Source organism: Burkholderia sp. WSM2232, assembly GCF_000472545.1.
Classification (GTDB): Bacteria; Pseudomonadota; Gammaproteobacteria; order Burkholderiales; family Burkholderiaceae; genus Paraburkholderia.
In genome coordinates this window covers 85,192-103,207 of record NZ_AWZV01000006.1, presented here as the reverse complement: position 1 = coordinate 103,207, position 18,016 = coordinate 85,192, and the positions used below count along the sequence as shown (strand labels likewise).

Sequence of the window (18,016 nt, the reverse complement as noted above, 5' to 3'; positions counted from 1 at the left end):
GACGAGGCAAACCGCAAGGGTAAGGAATCGTAACGTTGTGCATCGGACATTGTTCAGACGAGGCGGGCCGGCGGGCTTAAGCTGGTTGCGGCATTGGCCGGCAGTACGGGAAAACCCGCCTTCGCAGCGGTGAAACGGCGGCTTGAACGGCTCGTATGATACCGGCAGGCGGGGGGCCGTCAAGTTGGCTAACAGACATAGGAGCGCGAAAACACCGCGTTTTCTGGCGGCTTTCAGGATGCGGGGGCGCACCTTTCAACATCCTGAAAGCGCGCGCGGACTTTAGGGGAAACTCTCCGGAGCTTTCCATTTGTGACAAATCCGACATGAAAAACTGTTACTGTTCTTTCTTTTCGGACATCGGACGGCCAGCATTTTAGGGCGGGTTTCGCCCACCTGGCCCGCCGGCAGACCGACCGACGGCGGTTTGCTCCCCTGTCCGTGCTGCATGACCGCCGGCGGCTTCCGCTGCCGGCACCGACATTACATTCCATGAGAAGAAATCGTATGGCTTTGCGTCGCGTCGCAACGGCGTTGCTGCTGGCTGGACTGGTCACCGCGCAGACCGCACACTCACAGGTGACCCTCAACTTCGTCAATGCCGATATCGACCAGGTCGCCAAGGCGATCGGCGCGGCGACCGGCAAGACAATCATTGTCGACCCGCGGGTGAAAGGTCAGTTGAATCTCGTGTCGGAAAACGCAGTGCCCGAGGACCAGGCGCTGAAGACGTTGCAATCGGCGCTGCGCATGCAGGGCTTCGCGCTGGTTCAGGACCACGGCGTCCTGAAGGTCGTGCCCGAAGCCGACGCGAAACTGCAAGGCGTGCCCACCTACATCGGCAACGCGCCCACCGCGCGCGGCGACCAGGTTGTCACGCAGGTGTTCGTGCTGAAGAACGAATCGGCAAACAATCTGTTGCCGGTGCTGCGCCCGCTGATCTCGCCGAACAATACCGTGGCCGCCTACCCGGCCAACAACACCATCGTCGTCACCGACTACGCGGACAACGTGCGGCGCATCGCGCAGATCATCGCCGGTGTGGATACCGCGGCGGGTCAGTCCGTGTCTGTCGTCCAACTGAAGAACGCCAACGCGCTCGACATCGCCACGCAGCTGAACAAGATGCTCGACCCGGGCGCAATCGGCAGCACCGACGCCACGCTCAAGGTGTCGATCACCGCTGACCCGCGCACCAATTCGCTGCTCATCCGCGCGTCGAACGCGGCACGGCTTGCCGCCGCCAAGACCCTTGCCCGGGAGCTCGACGCGCCGACCAGCATGCCGGGCAACATGCACGTGGTGCCGCTGCGTAATGCCGAGGCCACCAAGCTCGCCAAAACCTTGCGCGGCATGCTCGGCAAAGGCGGCGAAAACGGCTCGGCCGCCGGCGGCAACGAAGCGAATTCGTTCAACCAGAACACGGGCGGCGGAATCGGCGGCAATAATTCGACGGGCACGGCCGGCACGCCGCCGCTGCCGTCGGGCGGGCTGAACTCGAGCTCCATGTCTTCGCCGATGGGCGGCGGCGCGGGCGGCTATGGCGCGAACAGTGGCGCTCAATCGGGCGGCCTTCTCGGCGGCGACAAGGACAAGAACGAAGACAATCAGCCAGGCGGCATGATCCAGGCGGACGCCGCGACCAATTCGCTGATCATCACCGCGTCCGAGCCGGTTTACCGCAATCTGCGTGCGGTGATCGACCAGCTCGACGCGCGTCGCGCACAGGTCTACATCGAGGCGCTGATCGTAGAGCTGAATTCGAACACGAGCGGCAACCTCGGCATTCAATGGCAGGTCGCGAACAATTCGATTTTTGCCGGCACCAATCTGGCAGCCGGGCAGAGCAACAGCATCATCAACCTGACGACGGGGGCCGTGGCGGCCGGAGCCACAGGTGGTCTCGCTTCGGCGATCGCCGCGCAAGGCGTGCAGCAGGGTCTGAACATCGGCTGGATTCACAACATCTTCGGCGTGCAAGGACTCGGCGCGTTGCTCCAGGCGCTCTCGCAAACCGCCGACGCCAACGTGTTGTCCACGCCTAACCTCATTACGCTCGACAACGAAGAAGCGAAGATCGTCGTCGGTACGAACATACCGATTCAGACCGGCTCGTATTCGAATCTCACGAGCGGCACCGCTAGCTCGGCGTTCAACACCTACGACCGCGTCGATGTGGGCCTCACGCTGCACGTGAGGCCGCAGATCACGGACGGCGGCATCCTCAAGCTGCAGCTTTACACCGAAGACTCCGCCATTGTGAACGGCACGACCAACGCGACGACGAACCCCGCCGGCCCGCAGTTCACCAAGCGCTCGATCCAGTCGACGGTGCTTGCCGACAACGGCGAGATCATCGTGCTCGGCGGCCTGATGCAGGACAATTACCAGGTCAGCAACAGCAAGGTTCCGCTGCTGGGCGACATTCCGTGGATCGGCCAGTTGTTCAGGTCCGAGCAGAAGAACCGCAACAAGACGAATCTGATGGTGTTCCTGCGTCCGGTCATCATCAACGATCGCGATACGGCCCAGGCTGTCACGTCGAACCGCTACGACTATATTCAAGGTGTGCAGGGCTCGTACCGTCAGGACAACAACCTGATGAAGGACAACGACGATCCGGTGGTGCCGCCGAGACCGACGGGCCCGAGCCAGGGCGGCTCGACGCTGAATCTGTTCGATCTCGACCAGATGCGCCGTCAGCAGATGCAGCCGCGGGGCTCCACGCCGCAGTCGAACCCGGCCCCCGCGACCGCGCCGTCCACCGTGCCCGCGGCGCCTGGCGTCAACGGCGCCGTGCAAAGCAATCCGGTGCCGGTCGCGCCGTCCACCGCATCACCAGGAGTCAAGCCGTGAATACGCCGTCCATGCCGCCGTCAGCATCTACGTCGCCGGCATCGTCGCGGGCCGGCAGAGCGCCGTCCCATGGCGCGCCGGCTGTGGGCCCTGCCCCTGCCGGCGTAGCGGAGCACGCGGAACGCGCGGCGCCGTCGGCGATTGCCGCGCGGCTCGTGCCGTACGGCTTCGCGCGCAGCGGCCAGATACTCGTCGCGCATCAGCACGCCGATAGCCTGGAAGTGTGGATCAGCGAGCGCACGAGCGAAGCGGCACTCGCCGAAGTCGCGCGCAATTTCGGCGCGGTTTCAGTGGTGCGTCTGCCCGCCGACGAGCTCGCGCAGGCGATCAACCAGGCGTATGCACGCCAGGACGGCAGCGCGGCGCAGGTGGTCGGCGAAGTGGAAGGCGAAGTCGACCTGTCGCGCCTGATGCAGGACATTCCCGAGGTCGAAGACCTGCTGGAGTCGGAAGACGACGCGCCGATCATCCGCATGATCAATGCGCTTCTCACGCAGGCCGCACGCGAACAGGCGTCGGACATTCACATCGAGCCGTTCGAGAATGCGTCGGTGGTGCGCTTTCGCGTGGACGGCACGCTGCGCGACGTGGTCCGCCCGAAGAAAGCGCTGCACGGCGCGCTGATTTCGCGGATCAAGATCATGGCGCAGCTCGACATCGCCGAAAAGCGTCTGCCGCAGGACGGCCGCATCACGCTGCGGGTGGGCGGCCGTCCGGTCGACGTACGGGTTTCCACGCTGCCCACGGGCCACGGCGAGCGCGCGGTGTTGCGTCTGCTCGAAAAAGACGCCGCGCGGCTGAACCTCGAGGCGCTCGGCATGGGTGCGGATACGCTCGGCAAGTTCGACAAGCTGATCGGCAGGCCGCACGGCATCGTGCTTGTGACCGGTCCGACCGGCTCGGGCAAGACGACCACGCTGTATGCGTCGATGTCGCGTCTGGAAACGGCGACCACCAACATCATGACGGTCGAAGACCCGATCGAATACGACCTGTCGGGCATTGGCCAGACGCAGGTGAACGAGCGGATCGGCATGACCTTCGCGCGGGCGCTGCGCTCCATTTTGCGGCAGGACCCCGACGTGATCATGATCGGCGAAATCCGCGACCTGGAAACCGCACAGATTGCCGTGCAGGCTTCGCTCACCGGCCACCTCGTGCTGGCCACGCTGCATACGAACGACGCCGCCTCGGCCGTCACGCGTCTGACCGACATGGGCGTGGAGCCGTATCTGCTGGCTTCGTCGCTGCTCGGCGTGCTGGCGCAGCGGCTCGTGCGGCGCCTGTGCCCGGTGTGCCGCGAACAGCGCGTCGAGGAAGACGGCAGCGTGCACTGGCATCCGGTCGGCTGCGACAAGTGCGGCCAGTCGGGCTACGCGGGTCGGCGCGGCGTGTACGAGCTGCTGTTGATCGACGACGAGATCCGCACGCTGATTCATCGCAACGCGTCGGACGCCGACATTCTTGCCGCGGGTCGCGCGCAAGGCATGCTCACGCTGCGCGAAGACGCGCAGCGCTGGCTCGAGTCCGGCCTCACGTCGCTCGAAGAAGTGATTCGCGTGACGGGCGGAGCATAAGCGCATGCCGGCATTCCGTTTCGAGGCGATCGACGCAGCGGGCAAGGCGCAAAAAGGCGTGCTCGACGCGGACAGCGCGCGCGGTGCGCGCACCAACCTGCGTTCGCAGGGACTCACGCCGCTCGTCGTCGAACCCGCGGCGACGCGCACGCGCGGCGAGCGCAATCAGCGTCTTTCGCTCGGCCGGCGGCTGTCGCAGCGCGAACAGGCGATTCTCACGCGGCAACTCGCGAGTCTGCTGATCGCCGGACTGCCGCTCGACGAAGCGCTTGCCGTGCTCACCGAGCAGTCGGAGCGCGACTACATTCGCGAGCTGATGGCGGCCATTCGCGCCGAGGTGCTCGGCGGCCATTCGCTCGCCAATGCACTCGCGCAGCATCCGAAAGACTTTCCCGAGATCTACCGCGCGCTGGTTGCAGCGGGCGAACATACCGGCAAGCTCGGCCTCGTGCTGTCGCGGCTCGCGGACTACATCGAGCAGCGCAACGCGCTCAAGCAGAAGATCGTGCTGGCGTTCACCTACCCGACCATCGTGACGATCATCGCGTTTGGCATCGTCACGTTCCTGCTGAGCTATGTGGTGCCGCAGGTGGTCAACGTGTTCGCGAGCACGAAGCAGCAACTGCCCTTCCTCACCATCATGATGATGGCGCTCTCCGGTTTCGTGCGGAACTGGTGGTGGGCCGTGCTGATCGCCGCCGCCGTGCTGTTCTATGTGGTGCGCTCGACGCTGCGGCAGGCCGGCCCGCGCCTCGCATTCGACCGGTGGCTGCTCACCGCGCCGCTCCTCGGCAAGCTCGTGCGCGGTTACAACACCGTGCGCTTTGCGAGCACGCTCGGCATTCTGACGGCGGCGGGCGTGCCGATTCTGCGCGCGCTGCAGGCCGCCGCCGAAACGCTCAGCAACACGGCCATGCGCGGCAACATCGACGACGCGATCGTGCGCGTGCGCGAAGGCACCTCGCTCTCGCGCGCACTCGGCAATACAAAGACATTTCCGCCGGTGCTGGTGCACCTGATCCGCTCGGGTGAGGCAACCGGCGATGTCACGACCATGCTCGACCGTGCCGCCGAAGGCGAGGCCCGCGAACTCGAGCGTCGCACGATGTTCCTGACGAGTCTGCTGGAGCCGCTGCTGATTCTGGCGATGGGCGGTGTGGTGCTGGTGATCGTGCTTGCAGTGATGCTGCCGATCATCGAGTTGAACAACCTGGTGCAGTGAGCGGCAAAGCGCCGCCGCGCCTTGACCGCCTTGACCGTTTTAGCGAACGTAGATGGTCGGACCCGCTGCGTTGGCCGGCAGGAATACTTCGGAATGTGCGCCGTTGCGGTCGATCACGATGGAGCGGGCGCGCACTTCGGAGAGCTTTGCGCCTTGCATGAGCGTGCCGCCGAGGGAGACGGCATGCGGCGGCTCGCCGCCCACACTGACGATGGCCGCGGCGCCCTTCTGCAGCGCGAGAATGCCGAACAGATGCACGTCCTGGTTGACCGTGCGCGTGAGCTGTCCGCCGAACAGCGTGGCAGCCTGGTCGGTCGAGGGCTGCGCGTGCGCGGCGGCGGCCGGCAGCGGCGCGCCCGACATTGTAGTGAGGGTGATGGTCCAGTAGGTCAGCGTCGCGCAGAAAACGGCGAACAGCGCGAGCGACAGAAGGCGGATTTGGAGGGCGTTCATGCGCCTCATTGTACGGACTATTGTGAAAATTGCGTTGGGTTCAAACCCTTCAACTGCGTGACATTAAAATGACCGGCCGGGCGTGTTCAATGGCACTCAACGTGCTGGACGCAAACTTCCGCAGTCAAAAATTAATCTGAAAGAGGTAGCAAGCTATGCAACTGTCGACCACTCGCCGCACAGCAATCGCGGGTTTGCGCAGCCGTCGTCAACGCGGCTTCACGCTGATCGAAATCATGGTCGTGATCGCGATTCTCGGCATCCTGGCCGCGTTGATCGTGCCGAAAATCATGAGCCGTCCCGACGAAGCGCGGCGTGTGGCCGCCAAGCAGGACATCGGCACCGTGATGCAGGCGCTCAAGCTTTATCGTCTGGACAACGGCCGTTATCCCACGCAGGAGCAAGGCCTGCGCGCGTTGATCGAAAAGCCCGCCACGGACCCGGTGCCGAACAACTGGAAGGACGGTGGCTATCTTGAGCGTCTGCCGAATGATCCGTGGGGCAACAGCTACCAGTATCTGAATCCGGGCGTGCACGGCGAAATCGACGTGTTCAGCTACGGCGCGGACGGCAAGGCAGGCGGCGAAGGCAATGACGCCGATGTGGGCTCGTGGCAATAGACGGTAGACATGCGCGCATCCCGACGATTCCACCGCCCCGCGCGGCGGGAGCGGCGCTGCGCGTGCACGGCCACGCGGGCCTGAAGGGTGACGTGAGAATCCGTGCGAATGGCGCTGCAAACCCTGCGCACAACGCCAGGACCACGGTCCACGCCAGGGTCAGCGCAGGCCGCCGGTCCCACGCGGGCTTCACGCTGCTCGAAATGATGGTGGTGCTGGTGATTGCAGGCCTGCTGGTGTCCTTGACCGCCTTGACGATGACGCGCAATCCGCGCACCGACCTCAACGAGGAAGCGCAGCGGCTCGCGCTGCTGTTCGAGTCGGCCGGCGACGAGGCGCAGGTGCGCGCGCGTCCCATCGCATGGCAGCCGCTCGACGGCGGCTTTCGCTTCGACCTGCGCACCGACGACGGCTGGCGTCCGCTGCGCGACGACCTGCTCAAGCCTCGCCAGTGGGAAGGTGGCGTGACCGGCGTAACGATCGACTATCCCGGCTCCAGCTCGCAGGCGAGCCGCGTGGTGTTCGGCACGGAGGCGATCGACGTGCCCGTGCGCATCACGCTCTTTTCCGCCGTGGGCCGCGCGACAATTGTCGGCACCGGCAATGGCCGCTACGAGGTGCACTGACATGCGTCGTCGCAGCAGCACGGCGGTTCGCGCGGCCGCCCACCGCGAGCGCGGTTTCACGATGATCGAGGTGCTGGTCGCACTCGCGATCATCGCCGTGGCGCTGGCCGCATCGCTGCGCGCGGTGGGCGGTCTTGCGAGCGGCGAGGCCGATCTTCACCGGCGCCTGCTGGCCGGCTGGAGCGCGGACAACACGCTGGCGCAATTGCGTCTCACGCATGCATGGCCGAACGTCGGCTCAACGAGTTTCGATTGTTCGCAGGGCAACCTGCAGTTGATCTGTACCGAGCAGGTCACGGCGACACCCAACCCAGTGTTTCGCCGCGTGGAAGTGATGGTGACGATGCCGGGGCGTTCCGGCAATCTCGCCCAGATGGTCACGGTGGTCGCGAATGAAACCAATCGTTCGCTCTGAGCGCCGCCACTGCGGACCCGGCCGCTTCAGCCGCCCAAGCCGCCTCAGCCGCCTCAGCCGCCGGCGCGTGCATGGCTTCACGCTGATCGAGCTGCTGGTTGCAATTGCGATCATGGCGGTGATCGCCGTGCTGTCGTGGCGTGGGCTCGACCAAATCATTCGCGGCCGGCAGACCATCACGAACGCGATGGAAGACGAGCGCGTGTTCGCGCAGTTGTTCGACCAGATGCGTATCGACGCGCGCCAGGCCGCCTCGGACGACGAGTCCGGCCAGCCCGCCGTGTCGCTCGCGGGCGGTGCACTGCAGATCGTGCGGCAGATGAGCCTGCCCGGCTCCGCGCCGCGCCTGCAGGTGGTGCGTTACCGCGTCACGGAAGGCCGCGTGATCCGCTATGCGTCGCCGCCGCTTGCCAATGTCGGCGATCTGCGGGCGGCCTCGCGCGGTGGCGAAGGCGAAGGTTGGTCGGCGGTGCCGTTGATGGGCGGTGTCGGCGCAATTTCTGCGCGCCTCTATGTGCCGCGCGTCGGCTGGACCACCCAGATGAAGGACGTGCAAGGCGCGATCACGGAGGCCGACAACAACCTGAAGGTGCCCCAGCTTGGCAACGCGCCGCTGCCGCGCTCCGTGACGGGGCTGGAAGTGAGCGTGGGCGCGAAGTCGCTCGCCCGGCCCATCACGCGGGTTTTTCTGATTGGAGAATGAGATGAGATTCTCCTCTTTACATGGACGACGCGTGGCCGCTGCGTTGCGGGCCGGGCGCGGTTGCCGTAAGGCGGCTTGCCAGCGCGCGACGTGGGGTGAGCCACGGCTGCAGCGTGCGCGACGGCTGCAACACTTGCCATCGCGGCAACCCGCGCAACAGCGCGGCGCGGCCATCATCAGCGCGTTGCTGGTGGTGGCGCTGTCGGCGATTCTCGTCTCCGGCATGTTGTGGCGTCAGCAGGTCCAGGTTCGCCGGATCGAGAACCAGCGTCTGCTTGCGCAGGCGCAATGGGTCGCGCGTGGGGCGCTGGACTGGACGCGGCTGATTCTTCGCTCGGAAGGCGACACGTCAGCGGGTATCACGTACCTGGGCGGCGTGTGGGGCGTGCCGATCGCCAAGACGCGGCTGTCCGACTTCCTCGGCCAGATCGGCGAAGTGCGCGCGCAGCAGGGCGCGGCGACCTACCTGTCGGGATCGATCGAAGACGCCCAGGCCAGATTCAACCTGCGCAACCTCGTGGCGAGCCCGGCGCCCGGTGTAATGCAGCTCGACCTGGAGCAGATTGGCGCCTATCAGCGGCTGCTCGTTTCGCTTGGCGTGAACAGCCAGCTCGCGAAAAACACAGCGCAGCAGGTCCGCGCGAGTCTGTTGCAATCGGCCACGCGATTTCAGACCGTTACGTCGACGTCCGGCACGACGTCCACGCCGGCTATCCAGGGCGGCGCGATGGGCGGCGGCTTCACCGACAAGCCCGGCATCGAAGACAGCGAAGACAGCGCCGCCCACGCGCCGCTGCAACTGACGAGTGTGGATTCGCTGCTCGACATTCCCGGCTATACGCCGGAAATGGTCGCGCGCTTGCGGCCTTTCGTCACCGTGTTGCCGACGGTGACGGCCGTCAACATGAATACCGCCCCGGCCGAGGTGATCGCGGCGGTGGTGCCGGGCATGAGTCTGTCTTCTGCGCAGGCGTTTGTCGCGCGTCGGCAGACGGTGTTTTTCCATAACGTGGGCGACGTGCAGCTCGCGTTGCGGGGCGCGGGCGTGCAGTCCGTTTCCATCGATCCCGCCGAGCTCGACGTCAACACGAACTACTTCTTCATTCATGGCCGCGTCCAGCACGAGCGCGCCGAAGTGGATCGCACGACGCTCGTCTATCGGGATGCTTTGACTCACACTACACGTATCGTGCGGGTGCAAGACCAACTATGAATAACGCCTTTCCCAGAGAGAGTGGCCTTTGAGCACGCTGATCGTCTTATTGCCGCCGCGTGACCCGGCGGTGCCGTCGCAGGAATGGCAGTTGCCGGACCTGCCGTTCGTGCTGCTCGACAAGTCGGGACGCACGCAACGCGCCGGGCGTTCGGCGCTTGGGCTGTTGCCGCGCGCCACGTCGACGGTGCTGATGGTCGCCGCGCGCGACCTGCTGATGATGCCGGCCACGCTGCCGCCGCTGCGCGGCCCGAAGTTGCGTCAGGCGTTGCCGAACATCGTCGAGGATCAACTGATCCAGGACCCCCAAACCTGCCATATCGCCGTCGATCCGCAACCAGCTGCGGGCGGGCGCCAGGTGCTGGCGATCATCGACCGTGGGTGGTTCCGCTTTATCTGCGAAGCCTTTTCCGCGGCCGGTCATCGCAGCTTGCGCGCCGTGCCAGTGACGCGCTGCCTGCCCGAGGCGCTGCGTGCGGCGCCTTCGCAAGTCGCCGAAACGGTGAACACGGCTGAGCCGGCCCTGGCGGGCGCGGGTGCGGCTGTGGGCGCGGGCACGTCGGCGCGCGATGGCGCGCCTGGCAGGAACGCCGCAAGTGCGGCGCCGGTCACGTTGCCCGAGGTCGGGCCCGAGGTCGGGCCCGAAGTCGTGCCGATGGTGGCGGCCGTACTCGGCGCAGTGGTGCAAACGGCGCCGGCCATGCTGCTGGAAGGCGCCGTGGAAAGCGGGCCGCCGCGCGTCGAACTGGCGATTGCACGCGGCGCGCAAGGTGAAGGGCTGGCGGTGCCGGCGAGCGCGGTGAACGCGACGCTTGCTGCCCTTGCCGGCGCGACGCCGGTGTCGCTGTACATGCTGACCGAGATGCCGGGCAATGAGCCGAGCCTCGGCACCAGCAGCCCGGCGCGGCTTGCCGCGCATGTGCACGGCGCGAGTCCGCTGCCGTTCGAGCAGCTCGCGCGGCGCGCGCTCACGTGCCGCTTCGACCTGTGCCAGTTCGAATTCGCGTCGCAGCCGTGGCGGCTCGACCGCGCGACGCTGCGTCGCTTGCGCCTGCCGGTGCTGCTGGCCGTGGCGGCGCTGGTAGTCGCCATTGTCGGAGCAAATGTGCAGTGGCTGATGCTTGCGCGTCAGCGGGACGCCATCACCACGCAGATGACCGAGCTGCTGCTCAACGCCTTCCCGAAGACGACCGTCGTGCTCGACGCGCCCGACCAGATGTCGCGTCAATTGCAGCAACTGCGCGTGGCGGCGGGCCAGTTGTCGCCCGATGACTTCCTGTCGCTTGCCGACGGCCTCGCGCGCTCGCTGCCGCCGGTGCCCGTGAACGGCATCGCCGCGCTGGATTATCACGACCGGCGGCTCGATGTCACCTTCAAGCCGGAGGTCAAGCTGGATCCGGATTTTGCCAAGCGCCTTTCGCGCAACGGACTGAACGGCGCAGTGGACAGCAATACCGGCAAGTGGACCATCAGGAACGGACAATGAAAGCTCAACTCGCTCAGACCTGGGCCGGCTTCTGGGACCAGCGGACCGACCGCGAAAAAGTGTTGCTGACGTGGGGCGGCGGCGTGCTCGCCGTGGTGATCGCATGGTCGGTGCTGTGGGCGCCCGCCCAGGAGGGACGCGCGCGTCTGCGTGAAGCGCTGCCGACCTTGCAGCGTCAACTGGCGCAGATGACGGCGCAAGCCAACGAAGCGCGCCAGCTCTCGGCGGGGGCTCAGGGCGTCGCGCCGACTGGCGGCGCGTTGAAGGACGCGCTGTCCGCGTCGCTTGGCGATCACGGCCTCGCGGCCGCGCAGGTTCAGGTGATCGGCAACGCGGTGCAGGTGCAGATGAAAAACGTGTCGTTTCCCGCGTGGACGGCGTGGGTCGACGACGTGCGCCGTCAGTTCAAGGTGCAGGTCGCGGAGGCGCACGTGACCGCGCTGAAGGAGGACGGCCAGGTGGACCTGACTGCGTCGTTGCAGCCGTCCACGGCGAAATGAGCGCGCAGCCACGGGATCTCGCATGACTTACTGGATGCGGCGCCTGCGCGCCGCCCTGCCCTGGTTGCTGGTCGCGGTGTTTTCCAGCGCGGCCGTGATGCTCGCGATGTTGCCGGCTGCGTGGATCACGCCACAATTCGCCCGTCAGAGCGGCGGGCACGTGAATCTGGTGGATCCGGCCGGATCGCTCTGGCACGGCTCCGCGACGCTGATGCTGGCCGCTGGCTCCGATATGAGCGCCGCGACATTGCTGCCCGGCCGGATCGAATGGCACACGGCTTTCTGGCCGCTTTTCACAGGCCGCGTGCGCATGACCATGCGGCATAGCGAGGCGATGCCGGAGCCGATTACCATTGACGCGACGCCGCGCAGCGCGAATCTGACGCCCGGCACGATTGCCGTGCCCGCTTCGCTGTTGAGCGGTCTCGGCGCGCCGTTCAACACGCTCGATCTGCAGGGGGATGTGCGGCTCTCGTGGTCCGACTGGCGCAGCTTCAACCGCGAGGCGTTCGGCCAGTTGACGGTCGCGCTGAACGACGTGAGTTCGCGGGTTTCGCCCGTAAAGCCGCTCGGCTCTTACCAACTTGCGTTTCAGGCGGAAGGCGCAGCGTCGACGCTGGAATTGCGGACCGTCAAGGGGCCGTTGATGCTGAGCGGGCGTGGTGTGGTGTCGCCGGCTTCGACCTCGTTTCGCGGCACGGCAACCTCCGCGCCCGAGGCGCGCGAGAACCTGGCGGGACTGCTGAACCTGCTCGGACGGCCGAGCGGGCCGGACACCGTCACGTTGTCGTTCGTCCATTGAGCGGGATCTGGCGCTGGGGGCTGCTGCGCATGCGGGTGAGCTTGCGCTAGTCGCAAAAAAGAGGCGTGACTGGTTTGGTTAACCGGTCATGCCTCTTTTTTCTTCTGCGTGCTGCGGGCGATATGCCGGGGTTTGCCGGCAAGTTCTAGTTGCTTCGCGCTTGCGGCTGCGTCCGGGTTGGTAGCGGCGTCGCGCCGCTCTGCGCCAACGGCGCGGGTGCCGATGCGGGTAGTGGCGCGGGCGCCGCGGCGTCGCCGGTTTCGCGGTTCATCTGCGACGCGTCCCAGCCGCCACCCAGCGCCTTCACCAATCCGACCGACGACACCATCCGCTGACCCGCAATGGTCTGCAGCTTCTGCTCAGCGGTAAACGCCGTGGTTTGGGCGGTCAGCACGTTCACATAGCCGACCGTGCCGGCCTTGTACTCGTTCGTGACGATGGCCAGCGCCTGGCGCGCCGATTCCACCGCCCTTTGCTGTACCACGATTTCCTGTTCGAGGATGCGCTGGGACGCGAGATTGTCTTCCACGTCCTGGAACGCCGTCAGCACCGCGAGGCGATACGTCGCGACGCTCTGGTCGTAGGCGGCACGGGCCGCTTCGGTTTGCGCGCGGCGCAGCCCGGCATCGAACAGGGTCGCCGCGAGTTGCGGTCCGACCGTCCAGAAGCGCGAGGGCGCCGTCAGCAGTTGCGAAAACACCGAGCTTTGAAATCCGCCGTTCGCCGACAAGGTCAGTGACGGAAAGAACGCAGCAATGGCGATGCCGATCTGCTCGTTGGCCGCGGCGGCCTTGCGCTCGGCCGAAGCGATGTCCGGCCTCCGCTCGAGTAGCGCCGATGGCATTTGCGCAGGCACGGCGGGTGGCGTCGCGGTGAGCGGCATGGGCGGAATCGAGAAGGTGGAAGCCGGCTCGCCGACGAGCACCGCGATGGCATGTTCGTCCTGCGCGCGCTGTACGCCGTTGTCGATGGCGGACGCCTGCGCCGATTGCAACTGCGTTTGCGCCTGAATTACGTCTGAGCGCGCGGCCACGCCCGCGGCGTACTGGTTCTGCGTGAGTTGCAGCGAGCGCTGATAAGCGGCCACGGTTTCGTCGAGCAGCTTCTGGTTGGCGTCGAGCGCGCGCAGTGCGAAATAGGTCTGGGCGAGCGTGGCTTGTGCCGACAGACGCGCGTTCGCCAGATCCGCTGCGGCACCCTGCTGGCCGGCCTTCTGCGCGTTCACCGAGCGGCTCACGGAGCCCCACAGGTCGGGCTCCCAGCTGGCGTCGAGTTGCAGGCTATAGCTGTTGTAGACACCTGAGCGGCTCACGCTGCTGGAACTCGTGCTTGACGAAGAACCGCTGCCCGAACGCGTGCCGCTTGCCGCCACGCCGAGGGTCGGGAAATAGGCCGCGCGGGCCTCACCAACCAGCGCGCGCGCCTGCCGGTAGGCGGCCGCATATTGCGCGATGGTTTGATTGGCGGCGTTCAGCTTGTCTTCGAGCGCGTTGAGCTGCGGGTCCTGATAGATGGTCCACCAGGCTCCGCGATCCTGTTGATCCGCGGGCTCCGCGACTTTCCAACCGGGCGCGGCTTCCTTGTATGACGCGGGAATCTCGGCGGCAGGGCGCTGGTAGTCGGGGCCGACCGCGCAGGCGGCGACAAGGCCCGCAGCGGCAAGCGCGACGGCTACGGTCAGGGCGCGCGGCGCACATGCCCGCGCGGGCGAGATTCGGTCAGACTGCATGCATTGTTTCCTTCTGGACGCCACGATGCCGCGGACGACGGTGCCGGCCTGTGGATGTGCCGGCATGTTAGCGTATGAGTCCGCTCGGCGCGGCAAACGGAAAGGGTAAATCGGGCCGCGACGAAGGTGTGTTACGGAGGGTGTCGCGAAGGTTACGCGCTGTTACCGGCGGGCGCATCGAAGCAGATATCCGCTGTGGGATTGGGGCTGAGCCTTTGACTTGCAAATAAGGATGAGGGCGGACCACGAAACGCGCGTGGGGACTAGCGGATTGGACTTGCAAGTCGGACGCAAAAGTTGAGACCCGAAAGCGCAGACCCGACAGCGCAGACCCGACAGCGCAGACCTGCGAGCCTGGAAGGACAAACTCACCCCCGCGATTCCGCCGAAGTCGTCTTGCGCGCGAGCTTCCCGGCGGCTGCCCGGCACGGCGCATCGGCGCGCGCCTGGCAGGCGCTCGTTGTGCCCTGCGCCGCGGCGGTCGCAGCGCTCGCTGTAACCATCGGCGTCGTCGCTACTTCCGCTGACTCCGCCTGGGTTCCCTTGCGCCCCCGACGATGCTCGACCCAAGCCAGTACCGCGACGCCCACCGATCCACCCGGCAGCACGAACAGCATCGCGAACAGCGCAAGCTTCCACCAGCGGCGCGGGCCCTGGAAGCTGTGCAAGGTATGCAAAGCGGAACCGGTCAGGGAGCGGCCGAGGCCGCCGAGGGTATTTTTGAGGTACAGCATGGGAGGAACATCCTTGGATCACGCCGACTTCGCGGCGGACGAAAAAAGCGGTCAGAACATAGGCTCGGGTGGCGCGAATCGCGTAACTCGTTGCTTAACATAATATTGACTATGCAAGTAAATTTCAAGATACTGTGCGGGTTGCACGGCCCCGCTGTTGTTTTTCGGCGGCTTGCGCGCCTATCAATCCGCTTCGCGGCAAGGTCCTGTACTGAAAATGACTGACGGCCATTACAAAGCCGACGAGATCCGGCTCGACACGAGTCTCGGCTATTACCTGTCGAAAGCGCGGAACGTGCTGGTGGAGCGCACCGATCGGGCGGTCAGGCCGCTCGGACTGACGGCGCAGCAGATCGGCGTAATTCTGATGCTGGCCGCCCAGCGCGCGAACACGCCGTTCGAGTTGTCGCGCGTCATGTCTTACGACAGTGGTTCAATGACGCGGCTCCTCGACCGCCTCGAAAAGAAAGGGTTCTTGGTGCGCACTCGCAGCGACGCGGATCGTCGGATGGTGAAGCTGGAGTTGACGCCGCAAGGGCAGGAAGCGGCGCGGCAGTTGCCGGGCATCGGCGCGGCCGTGCTGAACGAGCAACTGCGCGGTTTCTCGGCCGCGGACCTCGCCACGCTGATCGATCTGCTGGGCCGCTTCATTGCCAACGGTATCGATCCAGGCTCTAACACCGCATGCGGTTTGTGTCCGGGCGGGGAAGCGTCTGACGCCGTGCACGACGATTCATCGCCGGAACACGGCACGCAGTAGCTAGAGTGCGCCTTCATGGGCGCAGTTGCAAACCGATATCTGTCTGGGCAGAGTGTGATGGGGCATGTAACGCCGCTTCACACGACGTGATCAACCTGGCGACAATCTTTTCGCGCTGAGGAGAACAACAAATGGCCGCTAGTGCTTCCAACGCTGCCGGACCGGCAGTTCAACCTGCCGCCCAGCCGGACACTCCGCCGGCGGCGGAACCGGCGCCGCTCAAGGGCGGCGCGCTCGCGCTGCTGACCGTCGGCCTCGCACTCGGCACCTTCATGGAGGTGCTGGACACCTCGATTGCCAACGTGGCTGTGCCGACTATCTCCGGCAGCCTCGGCGTGGCGACGAGCCAGGGCACGTGGGTGATCTCCTCGTACTCGGTGGCGTCCGCGATTGCGGTGCCGCTGACCGGCTGGCTCGCGCGGCGAGTTGGCGAGGTGCGGCTCTTCACGCTATCCGTTCTGCTCTTTACGATTGCTTCCGCGTTGTGCGGGTTCGCGCAGAACTTCGAGTCGCTGATCCTGTTCCGGCTGGTCCAAGGTCTCGTGTCCGGGCCGATGGTGCCGCTCTCGCAGACCATCCTGATGCGCTCATATCCGCCCGAGAAACGCGGCCTCGCGCTCGGCCTCTGGGCGATGACCGTGATCTGCGCGCCGATCTTCGGGCCTGTCATGGGCGGCTACATCACCGACAACTACACATGGCCGTGGATCTTCTACATCAACGTGCCGATTGGCCTCTTCTCCGCCGGCTGCGCGTTTCTGCTGCTACGAGGACGCGAGACGAAAACCACGCAGCAGCGCATCGACGCCGTCGGTCTCTCGCTCCTCGTGATCGGCGTCGCGTGCCTGCAGATGGTGCTCGACCTCGGCAAGGATCGCGACTGGTTCAACTCCACGTTCATCGTGACACTTGCCGTGATCGCAGTGATTGCCATCGCCTTCATGCTGGCATGGGAGATGACCGAAAAAGAGCCCGTGGTCGACCTCTCCCTGTTCAAGGACCGCAACTTCGCGCTTGGGGTGATCATCATCTCGTTCGGCTTCATGGCCTTCTTCGGCTCGGTGGTGATCTTTCCGCTGTGGCTGCAAACCGTGATGGGATATACCGCCGGCCTCGCGGGTCTTGCCACCGCGCCGGTCGGCATACTCGCGCTGTTCCTCTCGCCGATGATCGGCAAGAACATGCACCGGCTCAATCTGCGCGTGGTGGCGAGCTTCGCGTTCGTCGTATTTGCGTTCGTTTCGTTGTGGAACTCCACGTTCACACTCGACGTGCCGTTCAATCACGTGATCTGGCCGCGCCTCGTGCAAGGCATCGGCGTCGCCTGCTTCTTCGTGCCGATGACGACCATCACGTTATCGAGCGTGCCCGACGAACGGCTCGCGAGCGCCTCCGGTTTGTCGAATTTCTTCCGCACGCTGTCTGGCGCGATCGGCACTGCAATCAGCACGACGTACTGGGAAAACGACGCGATCCGCCATCACGCGATGCTGGTCGATAACGTCAACGTCTACGCCGCGAACACGAACGAGTACACAAACGCGCTGGCGGGCATCGGCCTTTCCGGCGACGGCATTACCGCGCAGCTGAACCAGGTGGTAACCGCACAGGCTTATATGCTGGCCACCAACGACTTCTTCCGCATTTCATGCCTGGCCTTCGTCGTGCTCGCCGTGCTTGTGTGGATCACGAAACCGCGCAAGGGCGTTGGCCCTTCTATGGGCCATTGAGACGGACCATTGAGCGAGCGCAACGCGCGGCTCACTGACTCGCGGCTTCGCCTGTGGATGGCACGACCGACTGCCCTTGTCGTGCCTCAGGATGCATGGCGTCCGGTGCGGTCTTCGCATCGGTCCGCTGCGTGGCCGGCCCGGTGCCGCGCACGTACTGCTTGAAGTCGGCGCCCGCTTCCCACGGGTTCGGTTTGCAACCAAGCGAGCCGTCGCAATGGGCGGCAAAGCCTATCGTCGCGGTTCCGTCGGGGTTGGGCGCGCGGGTGATCTGATACGCGAGCGCGCGCTTGCCGCCGTCGGGGCCGGCGGTCTGGATAAGCGTCTCCGTCGAGGTTTCGACCTTGTACTTCGAGTTATCGGTCACCCAGGTTTGGGCGCGCTGCCACCAGAGGTCGCACTCCGTTTTGCCGGAGCATGTGAGCGGCGTGGTGGCGATCTGCATCACGTCAGGATCGACCTGTCCGCGCGTCGAACACCCCGCCGCGCCAACGGCTGCCCCAACGCACAGTACGGCCAACAGGTTCGTTCTTATCACGTTGATCCTCCCTCTCGTTAGCATGTCGTATGAGTTTGGACCGCATCTTGCC

Annotated in this window: 17 protein-coding genes; 13 read left to right on the top strand and 4 right to left on the bottom strand. The window is 65.6% G+C overall.

What is annotated here, in order from left to right; all coding sequences use genetic code 11:
- The first annotated feature begins 507 nt into the window (after window positions 1-507).
- From gspD to gspF, 3 genes are read left to right on the top strand one after another with little or no spacing between them, the layout of a single operon-like run.
- A complete protein-coding gene (gene gspD, locus F757_RS0105775; RefSeq protein WP_027210583.1) occupies window positions 508-2,856 on the top strand; it encodes a type II secretion system secretin GspD in 2,349 nt (782 codons plus the stop codon).
- Window positions 2,853-4,433 carry a type II secretion system ATPase GspE gene (gene gspE / locus F757_RS0105770; protein WP_027210582.1) on the top strand — a complete coding sequence of 527 codons (1,581 nt, stop codon included), beginning with the start codon at window positions 2,853-2,855 and terminating at the stop codon, window positions 4,431-4,433. The genes gspD and gspE overlap by 4 nt, the downstream gene beginning before the upstream one ends.
- A 4-nt stretch (window positions 4,434-4,437) precedes the next feature.
- Window positions 4,438-5,655: a type II secretion system inner membrane protein GspF gene (gspF, locus tag F757_RS0105765; RefSeq protein WP_027210581.1), complete on the top strand. Its 1,218-nt coding sequence runs from the start codon at window positions 4,438-4,440 to the stop codon at window positions 5,653-5,655.
- 39 nt (window positions 5,656-5,694) lie between these two features.
- Here gspF and F757_RS0105760 read toward each other — a convergent pair whose 3' ends face one another.
- Window positions 5,695-6,117: a general secretion pathway protein GspC gene (locus F757_RS0105760; protein WP_198021348.1), complete on the bottom strand. Its 423-nt coding sequence runs from the start codon at window positions 6,115-6,117 to the stop codon at window positions 5,695-5,697.
- Window positions 6,118-6,263: 146 nt separating this feature from the next.
- Between F757_RS0105760 and gspG the strand changes: the two genes are divergently transcribed.
- From gspG to F757_RS0105720, 8 genes are all read left to right on the top strand, one after another.
- Window positions 6,264-6,728, top strand: coding sequence for a type II secretion system major pseudopilin GspG (gene gspG, locus F757_RS0105755; RefSeq protein WP_013340976.1), 465 nt, complete (start codon window positions 6,264-6,266; stop codon window positions 6,726-6,728).
- Window positions 6,729-6,820: 92 nt separating this feature from the next.
- Complete coding sequence (locus F757_RS0105750) at window positions 6,821-7,354, top strand: GspH/FimT family pseudopilin (RefSeq protein WP_442856628.1); 534 nt, start codon at window positions 6,821-6,823, stop codon at window positions 7,352-7,354.
- A gap of 1 nt (window position 7,355) precedes the next feature.
- Window positions 7,356-7,769, top strand: a complete 414-nt coding sequence (gene gspI, locus F757_RS0105745; RefSeq protein ID WP_027210578.1) for a type II secretion system minor pseudopilin GspI — start codon at window positions 7,356-7,358, stop codon at window positions 7,767-7,769.
- A complete protein-coding gene (locus tag F757_RS0105740) occupies window positions 7,747-8,472 on the top strand; it encodes a prepilin-type N-terminal cleavage/methylation domain-containing protein (protein WP_027210577.1) in 726 nt (241 codons plus the stop codon). Before gspI ends, F757_RS0105740 begins: the two co-directional genes overlap by 23 nt.
- A gap of 1 nt (window position 8,473) precedes the next feature.
- A complete protein-coding gene (gspK, locus tag F757_RS0105735) occupies window positions 8,474-9,685 on the top strand; it encodes a type II secretion system minor pseudopilin GspK (protein ID WP_027210576.1) in 1,212 nt (403 codons plus the stop codon).
- A 28-nt stretch (window positions 9,686-9,713) separates the two neighbouring features.
- A complete protein-coding gene (gene gspL, locus F757_RS0105730; protein ID WP_027210575.1) occupies window positions 9,714-11,171 on the top strand; it encodes a type II secretion system protein GspL in 1,458 nt (485 codons plus the stop codon).
- Entirely contained in the window at window positions 11,168-11,671 is a 504-nt protein-coding gene (locus F757_RS0105725) for a type II secretion system protein M (protein WP_027210574.1), read from the top strand. Before gspL ends, F757_RS0105725 begins: the two co-directional genes overlap by 4 nt.
- Window positions 11,672-11,693: 22 nt before the next feature.
- Entirely contained in the window at window positions 11,694-12,473 is a 780-nt protein-coding gene (locus F757_RS0105720) for a type II secretion system protein N (RefSeq protein WP_027210573.1), read from the top strand.
- Window positions 12,474-12,618: 145 nt separating this feature from the next.
- On the opposite strand, the gene F757_RS0105715 is transcribed toward F757_RS0105720, so the two are convergent.
- Window positions 12,619-14,202, bottom strand: coding sequence for an efflux transporter outer membrane subunit (locus tag F757_RS0105715; RefSeq protein ID WP_027210572.1), 1,584 nt, complete (start codon window positions 14,200-14,202; stop codon window positions 12,619-12,621).
- A gap of 368 nt (window positions 14,203-14,570) precedes the next feature.
- Window positions 14,571-14,936, bottom strand: a complete 366-nt coding sequence (locus tag F757_RS0105710) for a hypothetical protein (protein ID WP_027210571.1) — start codon at window positions 14,934-14,936, stop codon at window positions 14,571-14,573.
- Window positions 14,937-15,153: 217 nt separating this feature from the next.
- Between F757_RS0105710 and F757_RS0105705 the strand changes: the two genes are divergently transcribed.
- Both F757_RS0105705 and F757_RS0105700 read left to right on the top strand, forming a co-directional pair.
- On the top strand, window positions 15,154-15,696 hold the full coding sequence (locus tag F757_RS0105705) for a MarR family winged helix-turn-helix transcriptional regulator (RefSeq protein ID WP_027210570.1): 543 nt from the start codon (window positions 15,154-15,156) through the stop codon (window positions 15,694-15,696).
- A gap of 131 nt (window positions 15,697-15,827) precedes the next feature.
- The gene (locus F757_RS0105700; RefSeq protein WP_027210569.1) at window positions 15,828-17,426 is read left to right on the top strand and encodes a DHA2 family efflux MFS transporter permease subunit; all 1,599 of its coding nucleotides are present in this window, start codon (window positions 15,828-15,830) and stop codon (window positions 17,424-17,426) included.
- Window positions 17,427-17,457: 31 nt separating this feature from the next.
- On the opposite strand, the gene F757_RS0105695 is transcribed toward F757_RS0105700, so the two are convergent.
- Window positions 17,458-17,988 (bottom strand): hypothetical protein, encoded by a 531-nt coding sequence (locus tag F757_RS0105695; protein ID WP_051376689.1) that lies wholly within the window; start codon window positions 17,986-17,988, stop codon window positions 17,458-17,460.
- Between the last annotated feature and the right edge of the window lie 28 nt (window positions 17,989-18,016).

Excerpts from the sequence above, each read along its gene's own strand:
- gspD (WP_027210583.1), top strand. The coding sequence starts at position 508 with ATGGCTTTGCGTCGCGTCGCAACGGCGTTGCTGCTGGCTGGACTGGTC.
- gspF (WP_027210581.1), top strand. The coding sequence starts at position 4,438 with ATGCCGGCATTCCGTTTCGAGGCGATCGACGCAGCGGGCAAGGCGCAA.
- F757_RS0105760 (WP_198021348.1), bottom strand. The coding sequence starts at position 6,117 with ATGAGGCGCATGAACGCCCTCCAAATCCGCCTTCTGTCGCTCGCGCTG.
- gspG (WP_013340976.1), top strand. The coding sequence starts at position 6,264 with ATGCAACTGTCGACCACTCGCCGCACAGCAATCGCGGGTTTGCGCAGC.
- gspI (WP_027210578.1), top strand. The coding sequence starts at position 7,356 with ATGCGTCGTCGCAGCAGCACGGCGGTTCGCGCGGCCGCCCACCGCGAG.
- F757_RS0105740 (WP_027210577.1), top strand. The coding sequence starts at position 7,747 with ATGAAACCAATCGTTCGCTCTGAGCGCCGCCACTGCGGACCCGGCCGC.
- gspK (WP_027210576.1), top strand. The coding sequence starts at position 8,474 with ATGAGATTCTCCTCTTTACATGGACGACGCGTGGCCGCTGCGTTGCGG.
- F757_RS0105725 (WP_027210574.1), top strand. The coding sequence starts at position 11,168 with ATGAAAGCTCAACTCGCTCAGACCTGGGCCGGCTTCTGGGACCAGCGG.
- F757_RS0105720 (WP_027210573.1), top strand. The coding sequence starts at position 11,694 with ATGACTTACTGGATGCGGCGCCTGCGCGCCGCCCTGCCCTGGTTGCTG.
- F757_RS0105715 (WP_027210572.1), bottom strand. The coding sequence starts at position 14,202 with ATGCAGTCTGACCGAATCTCGCCCGCGCGGGCATGTGCGCCGCGCGCC.
- F757_RS0105710 (WP_027210571.1), bottom strand. The coding sequence starts at position 14,936 with ATGCTGTACCTCAAAAATACCCTCGGCGGCCTCGGCCGCTCCCTGACC.
- F757_RS0105705 (WP_027210570.1), top strand. The coding sequence starts at position 15,154 with ATGACTGACGGCCATTACAAAGCCGACGAGATCCGGCTCGACACGAGT.
- F757_RS0105700 (WP_027210569.1), top strand. The coding sequence starts at position 15,828 with ATGGCCGCTAGTGCTTCCAACGCTGCCGGACCGGCAGTTCAACCTGCC.
- F757_RS0105695 (WP_051376689.1), bottom strand. The coding sequence starts at position 17,988 with ATGCTAACGAGAGGGAGGATCAACGTGATAAGAACGAACCTGTTGGCC.